Origin of the sequence: Bacillus sp. NMCC4 (assembly GCF_002998555.1) — a bacterium.
Taxonomy (GTDB): Bacteria; Bacillota; Bacilli; order Bacillales; family Bacillaceae; genus Bacillus.
In genome coordinates this window covers 451932-468241 of record NZ_PVRA01000003.1, presented here as the reverse complement: position 1 = coordinate 468241, position 16310 = coordinate 451932, and the positions used below count along the sequence as shown (strand labels likewise).

Genomic DNA, 16310 nt, shown 5'->3' with positions numbered 1-16310 from the left:
AAACACCTTCATGAAAGGCTTTTTGCTTATCAATGAAGCTGATAAACATGTCTACATTTCCAGCCAGCTCTTTATAAAAGCTTTTAATGTTGTCGGCGCCTTTTCCAGTGAAATCATCACCGAGATTCGCCACACCTTGTAGTGCCTTTTTTAAATCTACCATTTGTTCACGGAGTTCCTGATAGTGTTTTGCCCTTGTGTCCGTGGCACTTGTTAGTGCTTTTGCATCAATTATCTTGCCCAGAAGAATTCACTCCTTCCTATTCATTGACAAGGTCAATTTTACCAACACAAAGTTTGTCATTAAATAGGAATATAGATACAAAAACAGTACTTAATATGTAAATGATCAGAATCATATCCTCGCTATTTTATTTCAAAGAAAAGCACACCCTTAACATTGTGCTCTCTTAAGACTTAGACTTAAGCAATTGCAGCTCTTGGTCCATAATATCTGCTGCTTCGTTAATAAATTGAATGATTAAGTCTAATTCTTCTCGTTTGTATTCGTTTGTGAGCTGTTTAGTTGATGCCGATAAAGATTGAAAGAGTTCTTTTACTTGTGATTTCCCAGCCGTTAATGGAACGATGATGACTCTTCGCTTGTCTTTTGGGTCCTTTTCTCTTTTGACGTAGCCAGCTTTTTCAAGGCGGTCAATAAGAGCTGTGACCGCACCTGAGCTAAGACCTGTTTTTTCACTTAATTCCCCTGCTGTGAGGGGGCCGAGTTCGTTTAATAAATCGGCTGATTTGAGATCTGTTGGGAAAAGGCCGAGCGATTGCGCGGCCGCTTGATGGAATAAAACCGTTCGTGTGGCGAGGCGCCTCATTGTATGTATGATCAGGTCTGCTCTGTCTTCAGCCTCGTTCTTTATTGACAACTTGTTCTCCTCCCTTTAAAATCAATTTATCTTGATCATCAAGATAAATGTTCTCTTACTTATGGTTAAGTTGATCATAGCAAAAATAAGAAGAGAACGTAAGCAGGAGGTAAATGAATCATGTGGATAAAGGCAAGGCATCCACTCGCTTTGTTGTCATCGGTTTGCTGTTAGGGATTTTTATGGCAGCGATGGACAATACCATTGTTGCAACAGCAATGGGAAGCATCGTAGCAGATTTGGGCAGTTTTGATAAATTTGCTTGGGTGACGGCTTCTTATATGGTGGCAGTGATGGCTGGAATGCCGATTTACGGAAAGCTTTCTGATATGTATGGTCGAAAGCGTTTTTTTCTGTTTGGACTTATTTTCTTTTTAATTGGATCAGCGCTGTGCGGTATCGCACAAACGATGGATCAGCTCATTATTTACCGGGCCATTCAAGGGCTTGGAGGCGGTGCCCTTCTTCCGATCGCGTTTACGATCATCTTTGATATCTTCCCGCCTGAAAAGCGCGGAAAAATGTCCGGTATGTTTGGTGCAGTATTTGGTTTATCGAGTGTACTAGGACCACTGTTAGGAGCTATTATCACAGATTCGATCGGCTGGCATTGGGTTTTCTATATTAACGTGCCAATCGGTATTGTTAGTGTGTTCTTGATCGCCAGATACTATCATGAATCGCTGGAACATCGCAAGCAAAAAATTGACTGGTCAGGTGCTATTACACTTGTCGTGGCAGTTGTGAGCTTAATGTTCGCACTTGAGCTTGGCGGTAAATCTTATGCGTGGGATTCGGTGCAAATCCTCACACTTTTTGCCGTGTTTCTTGTGTTTGGTACCATCTTCTTTATTGTTGAGCGTAAAGCGGAGGAACCGATTATTTCTTTTTGGATGTTTAAAAATCGTTTATTTGCGACATCTCAAATATTGGCGTTTTTATATGGGGGGACATTTATTATTCTTGCCGTCTTTATTCCTATTTTCGTGCAAGCGGTGTATGGTGAATCTGCGACAAGTGCAGGGTTTATTTTAACACCGATGATGATAGGATCTGTGATTGGCAGTATGATTGGCGGAACGATGCAGACGAAAGTGCCTTTCAGACGTCTTATGACGATCTCTGTTATTTCATTTTTTGCTGGGATGCTGCTTCTTGCCAATATGTCACCAGATACAGCTAGACTGTGGCTTACACTCTTTATGATGATATCAGGCTTTGGCGTCGGCTTTAGCTTCTCCCTTCTGCCTTCAGCTTCAATGAATGATCTTGCCCCTCGTTACCGAGGCAGTGCAAACTCAACCAATTCATTTATGAGATCACTTGGGATGACGCTTGGTGTCACGATTTTTGGGACGATTCAAACCAATGTCCTAACGAATCGCTTAGCAGATGCCTTTAGCGGAATAAAAGGAGCCCCTTCTCAAATAGGCGATCCACAAGCCATTTTTCAAGAAGGTGCTCGCTCACAAATTCCGCCTGATATTTTAAATAAAGTCATCGATGCGATGTCACAAAGTATTACGTACGTGTTTTTGATTGCGTTGTTTCCTATTGCCCTTGCAGCGATTACGGTCCTATTTATGGGAAATGCACGAGTACGCACATCAAATGAAATGAAAGAAAACGAATAATGTGAAAAAGCAGAGCTTAAGCGGCTCTGCTTTTTTGTTTCACTGATATAGAGGATGGGCTTTGCCCTCACTGCCAACGATCCGTATTTTCGATGTGACCATGTCTTTTGCAGCTTGTTTTGCTTTTTGTAAATACATACGTGGATCTAAGCTTTCAGGTTCGTTTGAGAAATGATCACGGATGGCTTCAGAGTACGCATTTTTCAATTCAGTAGAGACATTGACCTTTGCCATACCAAGTGCTACACATCGTCTGACGTCCTCATCCGGTACAGCGGAACCGCCGTGCAGCACAAGGGGAACATCGACCAGCGCTGCAATTTGTTCAATGCGGTCAAAGTCAATATCCGGTACCCCTTTATAAATGCCGTGAGCGGTACCAATCGCAGGCGCTAAAGTAGGTACCCCAGTTTCTTCTACAAATTGACGGCATTCTGATGGAATGGCTTTTTCAGCATCCTTTTCATCGACGACGATATCATCCTCTACGCCGCCTACCTTGCCTAATTCTGCTTCGACGTTCACCCCTACTTTTAACGCGAGGTCTACGACTTCTTTTGTGCGGCGTACATTTTCTTCATATGAATGCATGGATGCATCGATCATGACGGATGTATATCCCGCTCGAATACAGGTGAGAATCACATCAAAGTCCGTGCAGTGATCAAGGTGCAGACCGATTGGGATTTGATATTGATCAGCCGCCGCTTTGACTGTATCTGCAATCGCTTTTGCTCCAAGTGATTGAACCGTTCCAACCGTTGTTTGCAAAATGACAGGTGATTTTAATTCTGCGGCCGTTTCGAGCACCCAATAAATACTGTCAAAGGAATGTACATTGAATGCAACGATTCCGTATTTTTCTTTTTTCGCAGCCTCAAGCATCGGTGTTGTTGAAAGTAAAGGCATAATCAAACATCCTCTCTCGTTAAAATATCTGTTTCTAAAACAGTAAGCATGTCTTCATTTGTTCTTGTTTCCAGCAGCTTTTGTCGTTTCGCTTCATCCATTAATCCTCGTGAAAGAGCAGAAAGAGCCTTTAGATGAGTGGTGCCCGCTTCATTTTTGGGGATCAGTAAGGATAAGAAGAAAAAGCATGGCTTCCCATCAAAAGCGTCCCATTCAATGCCTGTTTCAGTGCGGACGATCACGAGTGCTGGTTTTGTGATGGCTTCTGTTTGTGTATGTGGAATGGCAAATCCATCTTGAAATCCAGTCGTGCTCAGTGCTTCCCTTTCAGCTAAGCCTTTTTTGACATCCTCTTGTGATGTACAAATACCTGCTTTGTAGGCAATGTCAGCAATGGCTGCGAAAACGCCAGCCTGTGAAGAAGCTGTTTCATGAAGATTCATATAGATATGTTCCATTATTTCTCTTCCTCCCTATTAAACTGCGGGTTTGTCTATTTTTTTACGGTAAAGCCCGTATAGAATGGCACCTACAAGTGATCCGATCAGTATGGATAGTACCCACTGAAATGCACCTGTGACGACTGGAAGGACAAGGAATCCACCATGCGGAGCTGGAACCTGTACGCCAAATAGATACGTCAATATAGCAGAGATGGCTGAGCCAAACATGATAATTGGCAGGACAACGATCGGGTTTTTTGCCGCAAATGGGATGGCCCCTTCTGTAATATGTGTCGCCCCTAGAATATAGTTGATGGCCCCTGCATTTCGTTCTTGCGGTGTGAAATGTTTTCTGAAAATCGTTGTGGCAATCGCAATGATAAGCGGCGGTGTGATACATGCTGCGGACACACCTGCCATGAAGTAAAGGTTGCCTTGTGCAAGTAAAGCCGTTCCTGTGACATAGGCTGCTTTGTTAAAAGGACCTCCCATATCAAATCCACACATTGCGCCAACAATTAAACCTAAGAGCAGCGGGTTCGTGGATTGAACAGCTGAGAGAAAATCCATTAATGAATTATTTAGCCCTGTGATCGGAACTAATAGTGGTGTCATCACAGCTCCAATCAAGAAAATACCGATAACAGGATAGATGAAGATTGATTTTAAACCGTCAAGTGATGCAGGTAATTTTTGAAGCAGGAATTGAAGGAATACGATGATATATCCTGCTGCAAAACCTGCGATAATACCACCTAAGAATCCAGCGCCACCGTCGTTTGCAAGCAGGCCGCCGATAAATCCGACAACCATCCCTGGGCGTCTGGCGATTGAATCAGCGATAAATGCTGCTAAAATAGGCACCATTAAGCTAAAGCCGAGTCCACCAATGCTTTTTAAATAGGCAGCAAACGGATGATACGTTTCATGCTGAGGATCAGCTGAGTAAATACCGAATAGAAAAGAAATAGCAATTAAGACTCCGCCTCCAACGACAAATGGAAGCATGTGTGATACACCGTTCATTAAATGTTTGTAGATCGTGTGTATCCACTTATTCGTCGTCTTTTGTTGAGAGGATGAAGGAGCAGATGTTTTCTCCGTCCCAGAAGCCCTTCCTTTCACTTGATGAACGGGTGCATCTCCATTGATAATGCCTTGGATCAGTTCTTCTGGCGTGCGGATGCCTTTCGCTACAGGCACTTCAATCAGTGGTTTGCCGTGAAAACGATCTGTATTCACATCTTTGTCAGCTGCGACAATGACCCCATCGGCCTCCAGAATGTCTTGATCGGTTAAAGCGTTTTCAATTCCTACTTGACCATGCGTTTCGACTTTGATGTCGACCCCTAATTGCTCAGCAGCTATTTTTAATGCCTCAGCTGCCATAAACGTGTGTGCAATGCCTGTTGGACAGCCAGTTGCAGCGACAATTTTTTTACGGCTCATATCTGATTCCCCCTTATATCTTGTGAATGTGTACTTGCTCAATTAATGAATGAATGTCATGTAAATCACTTAAGCCTTTAGAAAATGCAGTAGATGCGCCCGTTGCAATGCCGTAACGTAAGCATTCTTCAGGTGAATGACCTTCAAGCTGTTTACTAAGAAAGGCTGCGAGCATTGCATCTCCAGAACAAGCTGTGTTTACCACAGTGCCTGTCGGTGCGTTTCCTTTTAAGATGACGTCTTTCGTAATGAACAAAGCCCCTTCTCCTCCGCGGGAAATAAGCACTTGCTCTGCACCCATCTCAATGAGTTTTTCTCCTGATTGAATGAGTTCTTTTTCTGACATAGGATGTATTTTGCCGAAAAAAGCAGCGATTTCTTCTTCATTCGGTTTTAATAAATACGGCTTGTATTGAAGCGTCTCAAGAACTGCTGCGGAGCTTGTGTCTAAAATAAATTTGACGTTGTGCTGATGACAAATAGCTGCTACTTCTGAAAAAATGCTGGCGGGTACGCCCTTTGGCAGGCTGCCTGACATGATAAGGATGCCCCCCTGCGGGATGGCCGCTATTTTTTCACGAAAGGCGTGAAGCGATTTTGCTTCAATCGCAGGTCCTTGGTTCACGAGCTTGTATTCTTCTGTCGTATTAATAAAAACATTAATGCGTGTAATTCCTTCAACCGAGATAAAATCGGTTTGAATGGAAAGGTCCTTTAAGGATTGTTCAATATAAGAGCCTGAAAACCCAGCAATAAATCCTAATGCAGTGCTGGTGAATCCATATTTCTTTAGCATAATGGAGACATTGACTCCTTTGCCATTCGGCTGATAGTCTTCATCTTCTGTGCGGTTGACTGCATTTGCCCTCATTTCTTTTAATGCAATATATAGGTCAATAGCAGGATTTAAGGTGCAGGTATAAATCAATTGGTTTCACCTTCTTTCTTTTCTCTAAAGAAAGTATCTCATACGATGGAGTGAAAATGTTTTCAGATTGTGTAAAGGTTTTCATGATAAAAAGCCTTCCAGATCAAAGTCTCGAAGGCTTCTTAAGCGGTTATTTCATTCGGATCACATAGGCATCTAGTAAAATGCGGGCAATGACATGAAGAGACAGGCGCGATCTGACTTCATAATCTGGGAAGAAAGATTGTTCGCCTTTATATCCGACTAGAGTCATATCTGATATTTTGCTTAATGTAGAATCTATTCTTGTCGTGACGGTAATGGTTGTGACTTGCTTCATGCTGAGATTTTGACACGCTTCAACGAGCTCTGCTGTTTCGCCATTTAATGAAACAAAGATCGCAAGTTCATTTTTACCAATATCTCGTGATTTCAGCCGAATGATATTCGGGTCGTCGTGTACTTCGCATGTTTTTCCGATGAGCTGTAATTTGATGGTCATTTCTTTAGCAATCATCTCTGAGAACCCTCTGCCGAAAATATAAATTTTGTCCGCATTATGTATTTTTTGAACGGCATCTTCAATTTGCCCAATACTTTGCAGCTGAATCGTCTTTAAAACCTCTTCTTCATTTTTCCGAATCGCTAGTTTGATGTCTTCATCGATGTTTTTTAGCTGATCACTTGCATCGGTCATTTTCTTTTCTTGTTTCAATCGATACTTAAAGGAAGTATAGCCGTTGTAACCAATTTTTTTCATCAATCTGACAATTGTGGCTGTCGACACATTCGCTCTTTCACTTAATGTGACGATGGATAAGGTGGAGATATCCTCTAGATGCTGGTGAATATAATGGAGTAAATAACGTTCTGTTTCACTTAACGTTTGATACACATCGCTTGGAATGTTAAATAGTGGTTCATTCAATTCGATTCCCCCTTACTCATTTCATACTATAATTAAATACCCAATAAAAACAAGGTGATTCTTTTGTCATATATTTTGATGGAAAGCCAAAATGAGTGAAATTTGATTTTTGACATACACTAAGGAAAAGTTGTGTCTGTGTGAAAGGAGCTGATACCTATGCTTCATCTCTTGTTTTTTCTCATCCTTCTCTATGTCGTCTATGTATTTTTGACCGCATTTGTTTTGTTTTATTTACCGATACGAAAAACATGCAAAGAACATTGTATTTATAAAGCCTCTTCTATCTCAGGAGACGATCAGGGGACAAATCAAGTGATGCTTCTTGACGATGGGTTTGAATCTGGTCAGGTTAGAATCCAAATGATTCGTGAGGCAAAGAAGGTGATCCGTCTCAGTTACTATTCCATTCAAAAGGGAAAAACAGCCGAATGGGTACTAGGTGCTTTAATTGAAGCAGCTGATCGAGGTGTGAAAGTCCAGGTGTTGTTAGATGGCATTTGTCACAGTTTGCGCGGGCCGCTGAAGCATTTGCGCTATGCGGTGGCAAATCATCCGAACATGTCGATTCGTTTTTATGAGCCCTTTCGTTTGTTCAAGCCATGGACGTGGCATAATCGGCTTCACGATAAGCTGCTACTAGCAGATGGCCGAGTGGCTGTGATGGGCGGAAGAAATATCGGTGATAAATACTTTGCAGATCAGCCGCCGAAAGACTTTGCTTTTGACCGCGATGTGCTGCTCTATAACGCCAAAAAGGGAAAAGTATTAGATGAAATGGAGCAATATTTCGTTTATCTATGGAATCATGATTTTACGAAAAGAACAAAAGATGTGTTCTCCAAGCCAAAAGCGAAAAAAGGGTTAAAGCTTAGAAAACAGCTGCTCAGATCCTATCAAGAAGCAGTGCGCACAAAAGAACCTTTTGTGATGTCCTCCTTTGATTGGGCAGCAGATGCCACTTCAGTGAAACAGATTGCCTTTTTCACAAATCCTGTGGAACGCTTCAATAAGCGGCCGCTTGTGCTGAAAAAACTGAACGATCTTGCGCACCGGGCAAAGCGTTCTGTGCTTATACAAACGCCTTATGTCATCCCAACACGCCCAATGAAAGCCGGACTCACCCCCTTAGGTAGTGAGATTCAAACGACAATGGTCACGAATTCTCTTACAGCGACACCAAATCCGTTAGCCTTTGCTGGATATTTAAGCACGAAAAAGGAACTGATGAAAACAGGCGTTCATTTGTATGAATATGAAGGCCCCTATTCCATTCATGGGAAATCAATGGTGATTGATGATTACTTGAGTATTATTGGGACATATAACTTAGATGCGAGGTCTAGTTTTTTAAACACAGAGTCGATTTTGGTGATTGACAGTGCCCCGTTTGCGTTATCACTTACACAGGCAATCGAACGAAAAATCGCCTACAGTAATCTCGTTGCTAAAGACCGAACAGCCTATCATGCGAGCGCATATGGGCAGAAAAAAAAGCCTTTGATGAAAAGGCTCCTTTTAAATGGATTATCCGCGATAACGGTATTATGGCGGCGATTGATTTAAAAAAGGGCGGCTACTCTTGTGGCAGCCCTTTTTCTTGCGATTGATCTTTTTCTGCTGACTCCAATTTGGTCAATTTAAACACTAAGATCCCAGCAACAATCACAATGACTCCTAATAGTTTTGTAAAAGAAAATGCCACTTTTTCTAACCCAAGCCAGCCAAGCGAATCAAACAAAAGAGCGCAGCCCAGCTGTGACGTGAGGACAATCGAGATGCCATAAGTCGGTCCAAGACGTTTGATACTCTGAACAAGACAAATGACCACTCCTACCCCAATGGCTCCGCTGATCCAGTACCAAGCTTCCATATGTCTTAATTGAAACATGCCAGTTCCCTCTAGTAAGAGACCCATCAGGAGTGAAGCAATAAAGCCCATTCCAAGAACGAGGGTTGTAGTTGACCAAGAGCCTGTATGCTCATTGACCTTACTGTTAAAAATGGTTTGTAAGCTGACGAGTGCGCCAGCAGTGATAGCTAATAGTATTCCTATGATCATATATAAATCCCTTCATTTCTTCTATTCATAAATATTGTGCCCTGCTATTTCTAGGAGCCCTTTCCGGTCACAAATCGTAATCTCTCCTCTACGCCTCTCTATCAGCCCTTTTTCACAGAATTGCTGAATGACCCGGTTAATATGACGATAGCTTGTACCGATTAAGCTTGCCGCATCAGTGAGACGAAGGGCGCTCGCGCTGTCATCATTTGTTACAACAGACAATAAGTAGCTTGCAAGCCTGACCTCCACAGGATATAAAAGGTGGAAACTCAAATCGTTTGATTTTGTATAAAATTTGTTTGTGATGCCTTTTAGCAGAAAGGTTAACACGCGTGGGTCATCCTTCGCATGGCGCATGAGCGCTTGATGAGAAACCCTTAGCATATGTACTTCTGTGACAGCTTCGACTGTATTGACCATATCCGTCTGCTGAACGTATTCAATATCTCCAATCGCTTCAAGGGGATGTTTAAAGCTAAGAATAAAGGTTTTCCCTTCCTTTGTGGTCGTGAAAATCTTTAATTTTCCTTTCACTAACAAGTACAGGTACTCCCTCTTATCCCCTTTTGAACAAACGAGCTCACCCTGCTCATAGCGCCACAAGCTCACGTGTGATATGAGCTTTTGATGAAAGACGTTTTCTAATTGATGTGCCTTAAGATAAGATGAAAAAAGAGATTCATCATAAAGCTCCTCCATCTGACGCCCTCCTTTATAGCTTTAAAATGATCACGCCTGCGACCATCAGTAAAATTCCTGCATAATGAGGCCATTTCATTTTCTTCTTCTGTACACCAAACCATCCTTTTGCATCGATTGCAAAGGTAAAAGCAAGCTGTGCAATAAGTAACGATGCGATGGTGAGTGTGACACCGATCATTTGAATCGCGGTGACTTCATTAAAAATAATAATGGCTGCAAATGCGCCGCCTATTAAATAAAGTGGCTGCACCTTTCGATATTCCCTGAAGTGTCCGTCTCGTACAATCAGTAAAATGACGAGCGAGATGATAAAGCCGGTCAGCTGCGTGATCGTTGCCGCCTGCCATGTGCCGATATCCTGGCTGATTCTTGCGTTGGCTACGCCTTGCAGTGTAATGCAAGCGCCTCCTAATAAAGCGAAAATAACACCTTTCATTCGTTCACATGCTCCTTCTTTTTTCAGTCTAGTTCCATTAAATGATACATGCTCACCTATTGAAAAGGACATATGTCCCACTTTGCGTATTATATCAGAAACTTTTTCTTTTGCAGTTTCTTCGTTTTAGATTTTTCACAGTGGGTACAGTTTTATATCAGCTGAAAACAGAATATTGATTGAATCACATATAAAAAGGAGACATGTCAGAATGAGAAATCAAGAGAAACATTTTATTAACGGAGAATGGATTGCTTCAACAGGAAACGAAAAGACAGAGGTCATCAACCCTGCGACAGAAGAAGTCATTGGCACCATTAGCTTAGGAACAAAAGAAGATTTAGATAAGGCAGTGAAAGCAGCTCGTGCCGCCTTCCCTTCTTTCTCGAAAACATCTCGAAATGAACGCGTGAAGATGCTGGAAAACATTGTGCGCGGCTACGAAAAACGCAAGGATGAACTTGTAGAAGTGATGACACAAGAGCTCGGTGCACCGCTGAAAGTATCAGAAGAAGTTCATTACACAATGGGCTATGAACATTTTTCTAAAGCAGCGGAAGCACTTAAATCTTATACATTTACCGAGGACCGCGGCGGACATACCATTATAAAAGAAGCGATTGGCGTCAGCGGATTGATTACACCGTGGAACTTCCCAACGAATCAAACTTCTCTTAAAATTGCGGGTGCCATTGCGGCAGGCTCACCAGTTGTCTTAAAGCCAGCAGAAATTACACCTTTTGCTGCGATGATTCTTGCAGAAATCATTGATGAAGCAGGCGTACCGAAAGGAGTCTTCAACTTAGTAAACGGAACTGGTGACGTGATTGGTGACGGTATTAGCTCACATCCTGATATTGACTTTGTTTCATTTACTGGATCAGGTGCTGTCGGCTCGAAGATTATGGAAAACGCGGCGGACAATGTGAAGAAAGTGGCTCTTGAGCTTGGCGGGAAATCCCCTCTTATTGTTTTAGATGATGCAGATGTGGATGAGGCAGCAGAAACCGCCGTTCATCATATTGCGATGAATACAGGTCAAGTGTGTTCTGCAGCTACGCGTGTGCTTATTCCAGAATCAATGAAAGACAAGTTTGAAAAAGCGCTACTGAATGCCCTGCCGAAGTTTACAGTTGGTGATCCGAGAGAAGATCACGCCACAGGCCCGCTTGTTTCTAAAAAGCAGTGGGATACTGTGCAATCTTATATTGAAAAAGGAATCGATGAAGGTGCTACTCTGCTTGCAGGGGGAACTGGAAAGCCGGACGGAATCGATAAAGGATATTTCGCCAAGCATACCATTTTCACCAATGTAAAAAATGATATGACCATTGCGCAAGAAGAAATATTCGGACCGGTCATGAGTGTGATTACGTATCAGGACCTAGATCATGCCCTTGACATCGCCAATGATACGGTTTATGGCCTTGCCGGGTATGTTGTTGGAAAAGATGAAAAAACTTTAAAATATGTAGCTGAACATATCCGTGCTGGCCAAATCACCATTAACAATGCCGAAACAGATTACTTTGCCCCATTTGGCGGCTTTAAGCAATCTGGTATCGGAAGAGAATGGGGAGACTTCGGCATCGAGGAATATTTAGAAGTGAAAGCTGTGATGGGACTTCCAACGGCATAATTTACGAAAGGAGAAAAGCCTTAAGGTTTTTCTCCTTTTTGTGGATTTTAAGAACTGCTCCCCTACTTATCCATAATGATGTTATATTTTTCAACCGTTACTTTAGGAGGAAACGATTCTTGTAACTCATCAAACCAAACCTCAATCGTTTGACCCTGTGACAGCTCTTTAGTATCAACTTTCGATAAATCCATAATGATGAGATCATGTTTATACTTATCAATAAGAAGGTGAGTATTCAATGAATAATCGCTTTTTAGAGGAGTTTTATTGTTTATAAGAAGTAAACCAGTCTCCTCTTTACTCAGCAGTATGCCTTTTTTTGAAAAAGGTGCTGTTGTTTTATTCTTATTGTATGAATCTTTTATATTTCCCTTTGGAGAATTGCACGCTACTAATAAAATGAGAAAAATCAAGATGACAAGCCGAAAACATTTTATGTTTTTAAACTTTAGCTGTATCAACTTTCCTACACCCCTTTTCAATTCTTCACGATAGCTTCTTCATGCTAGCATTCTCAGAACAAAACGCCTATTTTTCTTAAGGTGCTTTATAAGTTAAGCTGATTTACCTTCAAGTTCATCTACCTTGTAAAGGTATTAGAAATCTTAATCATGACAATCAATATTATATATTTTACTTAATGGCAAACTTTCGGTAAAGTTCAAATTGAACCTATATATATAATTCCTATCGAATTAATCTATGTTTATATTCCTTGTGAGGTGGATATCGTTGCAACTTCATGTATTGAACAGTCCGTTTAATCAGCAGCAGGCAGAGCTACTCAATCAGCTGCTTCCGACTTTAACAGATCAACAAAAAATTTGGCTTACCGGTTATTTATCAGCACAGGCAGCTCTAGCCGGATCAGAAACGGCCACTCTGGCCCCTACTCCTTCTGCCGCAGCCCCTGCGCAGCCTGTCAGTAAAGATGTGACCGTACTTTATGGCTCGCAAACAGGCAATTCCGAAGGGTTAGCAAAAAAGACAGCGCAGCATCTCGAGGAGAAAGGTTTTCAAGTGACGCTCTCTTCTATGTCAGATTTTAAACCAAATAATCTGAAAAAAATACACAATTTACTGATGATCGTCAGCACACATGGCGAGGGAGATCCGCCTGATAATGCCCTTTCTTTCCATGAATATGTCCATGGTAGACGTGCGCCAAAGCTCGATCATTTAAGCTTTTCTGTTCTTTCGCTTGGCGACAGCTCTTACGAATTCTTCTGTCAGACTGGAAAAGAATTTGATGAGCGCTTCAAAGAACTTGGCGGAACGCGTCTTATAGGCCGAGTGGATTGTGACCTTGATTATGATGAGCCGTTTTCTGAATGGCTTCAAGGGGTGACATCGGCACTTAGCGAAGGTGAAGCCGCAGCATTCCCGCAAGAATCAGCAGGAGCAACCAACCAAACAACAGCTTCTGAATACTCAAGAATGAATCCTTTTTATGCGGAAGTTCTTGAAAATATCAACCTAAATGGCCGCGGTTCTAACAAAGAAACCCGCCATTTGGAGCTCTCTCTTGAAGGATCAGGACTTGTTTATGAGCCGGGTGACAGTCTTGGTATTTATCCAACAAATGATCCTGCGCTTGTTGATGAACTGCTCACGACATGCGGATGGAATGCAGAGGAAGCCGTAACCGTGCATAAAAACGGCGACACTCTTCTTTTGAAAGAAGCACTCACCTCGCACTTTGAGATTACAGTATTAACAAAACCCCTTCTTCAAAAGATGGCGGACTTTACAAAAAGTGAAGCCCTCCATGCCCTTTTAGAAGAAGGGAATGAAGAAAAGTTAAAAGCGTATATAGCAGGAAGAGATCTAGTAGATGCTGCTCGCGATTTTGGTCCTTTTGAAGGAACAGCCGCAGATTTCACCGCTATTTTAAGAAAAATCCCTGCACGCCTTTATTCGATTGCAAGCAGCCTGAAAGCCAATGAAGAAGAAGTTCATTTGACAATAGGTGCTGTGAGATATGATGCACACGGGAGAGAACGCCAAGGTGTCTGCTCCATCTTATGTGCGGAGCGCTTAGAGCCAGGTGATACACTGCCTGTTTATATCCAGCACAACCAAAACTTTAAGCTTCCTGAAAACCCTGATGCACCGATCATTATGGTGGGACCAGGCACAGGTATCGCTCCTTTCCGTTCGTTTATGCAGGAACGAGAAGAAATCGGTGCTAACGGAAAATCATGGTTATTCTTCGGTGATCAGCACTTTGTGACGGACTTCTTATATCAAACCGAATGGCAAAAGTGGTTAAAAGATGGTGTCTTAACGAAAATGGATGTGGCTTTTTCAAGAGATTCAGAGGAAAAAGTATATGTCCAGCACCAAATGAAGAAACAAAGTAAAGAATTATTCGAATGGCTGGAGCAAGGTGCCTATGTATATGTTTGCGGAGATGAAAAGCATATGGCGCATGATGTTCATGGTACCCTTCTATCGATCATCCAAGAAGAAGGTGCGATGAGCAAGGAGAAAGCAGAAAGCTATTTAGCCAATTTGCAGCAGCAAAAACGCTATCAGCGTGACGTATATTGATTGATTTGATGCTTGAAAGAAAGGAGCTTTTACTTACATGGTGAAGACAGCATTAACAGCGCCGGATGGACCTCCGAGCGACGTAGAGGAAATCAAAGAAAAAAGTGATTATTTACGGGGTACGTTAAAAGAAGTGATGCTTGATCCGATTTCAGCGGGAATTCCTGATGATGACAACCGCCTGATGAAGCATCACGGCAGCTATTTACAGGATGATCGAGACCTCAGAAATGAACGGCAAAAACAAAAGCTTGAGCCAGCCTATCAATTTATGCTGCGCCTACGCCTGCCTGGCGGAATCGCCACATCTAAGCAGTGGCTAGTGATGGATGAGCTTGCTCACAAATACGGAAACGGTACGTTAAAGCTGACTACTCGTGAAACCTTTCAGCTTCACGGTATTTTAAAATGGAACATGAAAAAGACCATTCAAGACATCCATTCTACTATGCTAGATACAATCGCTGCTTGCGGCGACGTGAACCGGAATGTCATGTGTACATCAAACCCCTATCAATCAGAAGTGCACCATGATGTATACGAGCTGGCCAAAAAATTAAGTGATGACCTGCTTCCGCAAACAAGAGCGTATCATGAAATTTGGCTTGATGAGGAAAAGGTAGCGGCAACGCCTGATACGGAAGTTGAGCCGATGTATGGCCCGCTTTATTTGCCAAGAAAATTCAAGATTGGTGTGGCGGTCCCTCCTGCTAACGATATTGATGTCTTTTCGCAGGATTTAGGCTTCATTGCGATCATCGAAAATGAGCAATTGATCGGCTTTAATGTCGCAATTGGCGGTGGAATGGGCATGACTCATGGTGATACAGCGACCTATCCTCAGCTTGCAAAAGTGATTGGCTTTTGTACACCGGAACAAGTTGTAGAGATTGCGAAACAAGTGATTACCATTCAGCGTGACTATGGAAACCGTTCGGTGCGAAAAAACGCCCGCTTTAAATATACAGTGGACCGCCTCGGTCTTGAGAATGTAAAAGAAGAGCTTGAACGACGCCTTGGGTTTGCCCTTTTAGATGCAAAAGATTATCACTTTGATCATAACGGAGACCGCTATGGCTGGGTAAAAGGCATCAATGGCAGATGGCATTATACGATGTTTGTAGAAGGCGGCCGCATCACGGATTACGATGACTACCCGCTGATGACAGGTATTCGGGAAATTGCAAAGATTCATACAGGAGACTTCCGCTTAACAGCGAATCAAAATTTAATAATTGGAAATGTCACATCTCATAAAAAGAAACAAATCGAGCAGCTCATTCAGGAGTTCGGTTTATCAGCTGGCCAGCAGCACTCTGCACTGCGCCGCAGTTCAATGGCCTGTGTTTCTCTTCCAACATGCGGCTTAGCGATGGCAGAAGCAGAACGCTACCTTCCACGCTTGATTGACAAAATTGAAGAGATTGTCGAAGAAAACGGCTTAAGTGATAAAGAAATCACGATTCGAATGACTGGATGTCCAAATGGTTGTGCCCGCCATGCGTTAGGTGAAATTGGCTTTATCGGCAAATCACCTGGCAAATACAACATGTATCTTGGCGCTGCGTTTGATGGCAGCAGATTAAGTAAGCTGTACCGTGAAAATGTTGGTGAGGAAGACATTTTAAACGAGCTTGGCTCTCTGCTCCCTCGCTATGCAAAAGAACGAGAAGACCAAGAACATTTCGGTGATTTTGTCGTTCGGGCAGGGATTGTCAAAGAAACAACAGATGGCACGAATTTTCATGTGCAATAGAAAAA

Annotated in this window: 16 protein-coding genes; 5 read left to right on the top strand and 11 right to left on the bottom strand. The window is 42.4% G+C overall.

The genetic code is table 11. From position 1 onward, the window contains the following. Together C6Y02_RS09750 and C6Y02_RS09745 are read right to left on the bottom strand one after the other, a co-directional pair. On the bottom strand, window positions 1-244 hold a 244-nt coding region (locus C6Y02_RS09750; protein ID WP_223256538.1), incomplete at its 3' end, for a T7SS effector LXG polymorphic toxin. 166 nt (window positions 245-410) lie between these two features. After that, entirely contained in the window at window positions 411-830 is a 420-nt protein-coding gene (locus tag C6Y02_RS09745) for a MarR family winged helix-turn-helix transcriptional regulator (RefSeq protein WP_223250451.1), read from the bottom strand. A 164-nt stretch (window positions 831-994) separates the two neighbouring features. Between C6Y02_RS09745 and C6Y02_RS09740 the strand changes: the two genes are divergently transcribed. Next, a complete protein-coding gene (locus C6Y02_RS09740) occupies window positions 995-2515 on the top strand; it encodes an MDR family MFS transporter (RefSeq protein ID WP_060596472.1) in 1521 nt (506 codons plus the stop codon). Between the two features lie 39 nt (window positions 2516-2554). Here the strand turns inward: C6Y02_RS09740 and C6Y02_RS09735 are convergent, their stop codons facing one another. The 5 genes from C6Y02_RS09735 to C6Y02_RS09715 form a co-directional block, all read right to left on the bottom strand. Continuing rightward, window positions 2555-3424, bottom strand: a complete 870-nt coding sequence (locus C6Y02_RS09735; RefSeq protein WP_034660835.1) for a class II fructose-bisphosphate aldolase — start codon at window positions 3422-3424, stop codon at window positions 2555-2557. A 2-nt stretch (window positions 3425-3426) separates the two neighbouring features. After that, window positions 3427-3885: a PTS sugar transporter subunit IIA gene (locus tag C6Y02_RS09730; protein WP_060596473.1), complete on the bottom strand. Its 459-nt coding sequence runs from the start codon at window positions 3883-3885 to the stop codon at window positions 3427-3429. A gap of 15 nt (window positions 3886-3900) precedes the next feature. Then, window positions 3901-5316 carry a PTS fructose transporter subunit IIC gene (locus C6Y02_RS09725; RefSeq protein ID WP_106031140.1) on the bottom strand — a complete coding sequence of 472 codons (1416 nt, stop codon included), beginning with the start codon at window positions 5314-5316 and terminating at the stop codon, window positions 3901-3903. 13 nt (window positions 5317-5329) lie between these two features. Continuing rightward, on the bottom strand, window positions 5330-6244 hold the full coding sequence (pfkB, locus tag C6Y02_RS09720) for a 1-phosphofructokinase (RefSeq protein WP_060596475.1): 915 nt from the start codon (window positions 6242-6244) through the stop codon (window positions 5330-5332). A gap of 130 nt (window positions 6245-6374) precedes the next feature. Continuing rightward, a complete protein-coding gene (locus tag C6Y02_RS09715; protein WP_066030821.1) occupies window positions 6375-7151 on the bottom strand; it encodes a MurR/RpiR family transcriptional regulator in 777 nt (258 codons plus the stop codon). A gap of 159 nt (window positions 7152-7310) precedes the next feature. On the opposite strand from C6Y02_RS09715, the gene C6Y02_RS09710 reads away from it, so the two are divergent. Continuing rightward, window positions 7311-8717: a phospholipase D-like domain-containing protein gene (locus C6Y02_RS09710; RefSeq protein WP_060596476.1), complete on the top strand. Its 1407-nt coding sequence runs from the start codon at window positions 7311-7313 to the stop codon at window positions 8715-8717. A 10-nt stretch (window positions 8718-8727) separates the two neighbouring features. Here C6Y02_RS09710 and C6Y02_RS09705 read toward each other — a convergent pair whose 3' ends face one another. Genes C6Y02_RS09705 through C6Y02_RS09695 form a run of 3 tightly spaced genes read right to left on the bottom strand, consistent with a single transcriptional unit; the run spans window position 8728 to window position 10354 of the window. Then, complete coding sequence (locus tag C6Y02_RS09705) at window positions 8728-9213, bottom strand: DMT family transporter (RefSeq protein ID WP_034660841.1); 486 nt, start codon at window positions 9211-9213, stop codon at window positions 8728-8730. Window positions 9214-9234: 21 nt separating this feature from the next. Next, entirely contained in the window at window positions 9235-9915 is a 681-nt protein-coding gene (locus C6Y02_RS09700) for a Crp/Fnr family transcriptional regulator (protein WP_106031139.1), read from the bottom strand. A gap of 13 nt (window positions 9916-9928) precedes the next feature. After that, a complete protein-coding gene (locus tag C6Y02_RS09695) occupies window positions 9929-10354 on the bottom strand; it encodes a DMT family transporter (protein ID WP_106031148.1) in 426 nt (141 codons plus the stop codon). Window positions 10355-10565: 211 nt separating this feature from the next. Between C6Y02_RS09695 and C6Y02_RS09690 the strand changes: the two genes are divergently transcribed. Continuing rightward, window positions 10566-11993 (top strand): aldehyde dehydrogenase family protein, encoded by a 1428-nt coding sequence (locus C6Y02_RS09690; protein WP_106031138.1) that lies wholly within the window; start codon window positions 10566-10568, stop codon window positions 11991-11993. 62 nt (window positions 11994-12055) lie between these two features. Here the strand turns inward: C6Y02_RS09690 and C6Y02_RS09685 are convergent, their stop codons facing one another. Continuing rightward, window positions 12056-12457, bottom strand: a complete 402-nt coding sequence (locus C6Y02_RS09685) for a DUF3221 domain-containing protein (RefSeq protein WP_189318251.1) — start codon at window positions 12455-12457, stop codon at window positions 12056-12058. Between the two features lie 271 nt (window positions 12458-12728). On the opposite strand from C6Y02_RS09685, the gene C6Y02_RS09680 reads away from it, so the two are divergent. Together C6Y02_RS09680 and cysI are read left to right on the top strand one after the other, a co-directional pair. Further along, a complete protein-coding gene (locus C6Y02_RS09680) occupies window positions 12729-14549 on the top strand; it encodes an assimilatory sulfite reductase (NADPH) flavoprotein subunit (protein WP_106031136.1) in 1821 nt (606 codons plus the stop codon). A 37-nt stretch (window positions 14550-14586) separates the two neighbouring features. Then, the gene (gene cysI, locus C6Y02_RS09675) at window positions 14587-16305 is read left to right on the top strand and encodes an assimilatory sulfite reductase (NADPH) hemoprotein subunit (RefSeq protein ID WP_106031135.1); all 1719 of its coding nucleotides are present in this window, start codon (window positions 14587-14589) and stop codon (window positions 16303-16305) included. The last annotated feature ends 5 nt before the right edge of the window (window positions 16306-16310 follow it).

Excerpts from the sequence above, each read along its gene's own strand:
- C6Y02_RS09745 (WP_223250451.1), bottom strand. The coding sequence starts at position 830 with ATGAGGCGCCTCGCCACACGAACGGTTTTATTCCATCAAGCGGCCGCG.
- C6Y02_RS09740 (WP_060596472.1), top strand. The coding sequence starts at position 995 with ATGAATCATGTGGATAAAGGCAAGGCATCCACTCGCTTTGTTGTCATC.
- C6Y02_RS09735 (WP_034660835.1), bottom strand. The coding sequence starts at position 3,424 with ATGCCTTTACTTTCAACAACACCGATGCTTGAGGCTGCGAAAAAAGAA.
- C6Y02_RS09725 (WP_106031140.1), bottom strand. The coding sequence starts at position 5,316 with ATGAGCCGTAAAAAAATTGTCGCTGCAACTGGCTGTCCAACAGGCATT.
- C6Y02_RS09710 (WP_060596476.1), top strand. The coding sequence starts at position 7,311 with ATGCTTCATCTCTTGTTTTTTCTCATCCTTCTCTATGTCGTCTATGTA.
- C6Y02_RS09705 (WP_034660841.1), bottom strand. The coding sequence starts at position 9,213 with ATGATCATAGGAATACTATTAGCTATCACTGCTGGCGCACTCGTCAGC.
- C6Y02_RS09700 (WP_106031139.1), bottom strand. The coding sequence starts at position 9,915 with ATGGAGGAGCTTTATGATGAATCTCTTTTTTCATCTTATCTTAAGGCA.
- C6Y02_RS09695 (WP_106031148.1), bottom strand. The coding sequence starts at position 10,354 with ATGAAAGGTGTTATTTTCGCTTTATTAGGAGGCGCTTGCATTACACTG.
- C6Y02_RS09690 (WP_106031138.1), top strand. The coding sequence starts at position 10,566 with ATGAGAAATCAAGAGAAACATTTTATTAACGGAGAATGGATTGCTTCA.
- cysI (WP_106031135.1), top strand. The coding sequence starts at position 14,587 with ATGGTGAAGACAGCATTAACAGCGCCGGATGGACCTCCGAGCGACGTA.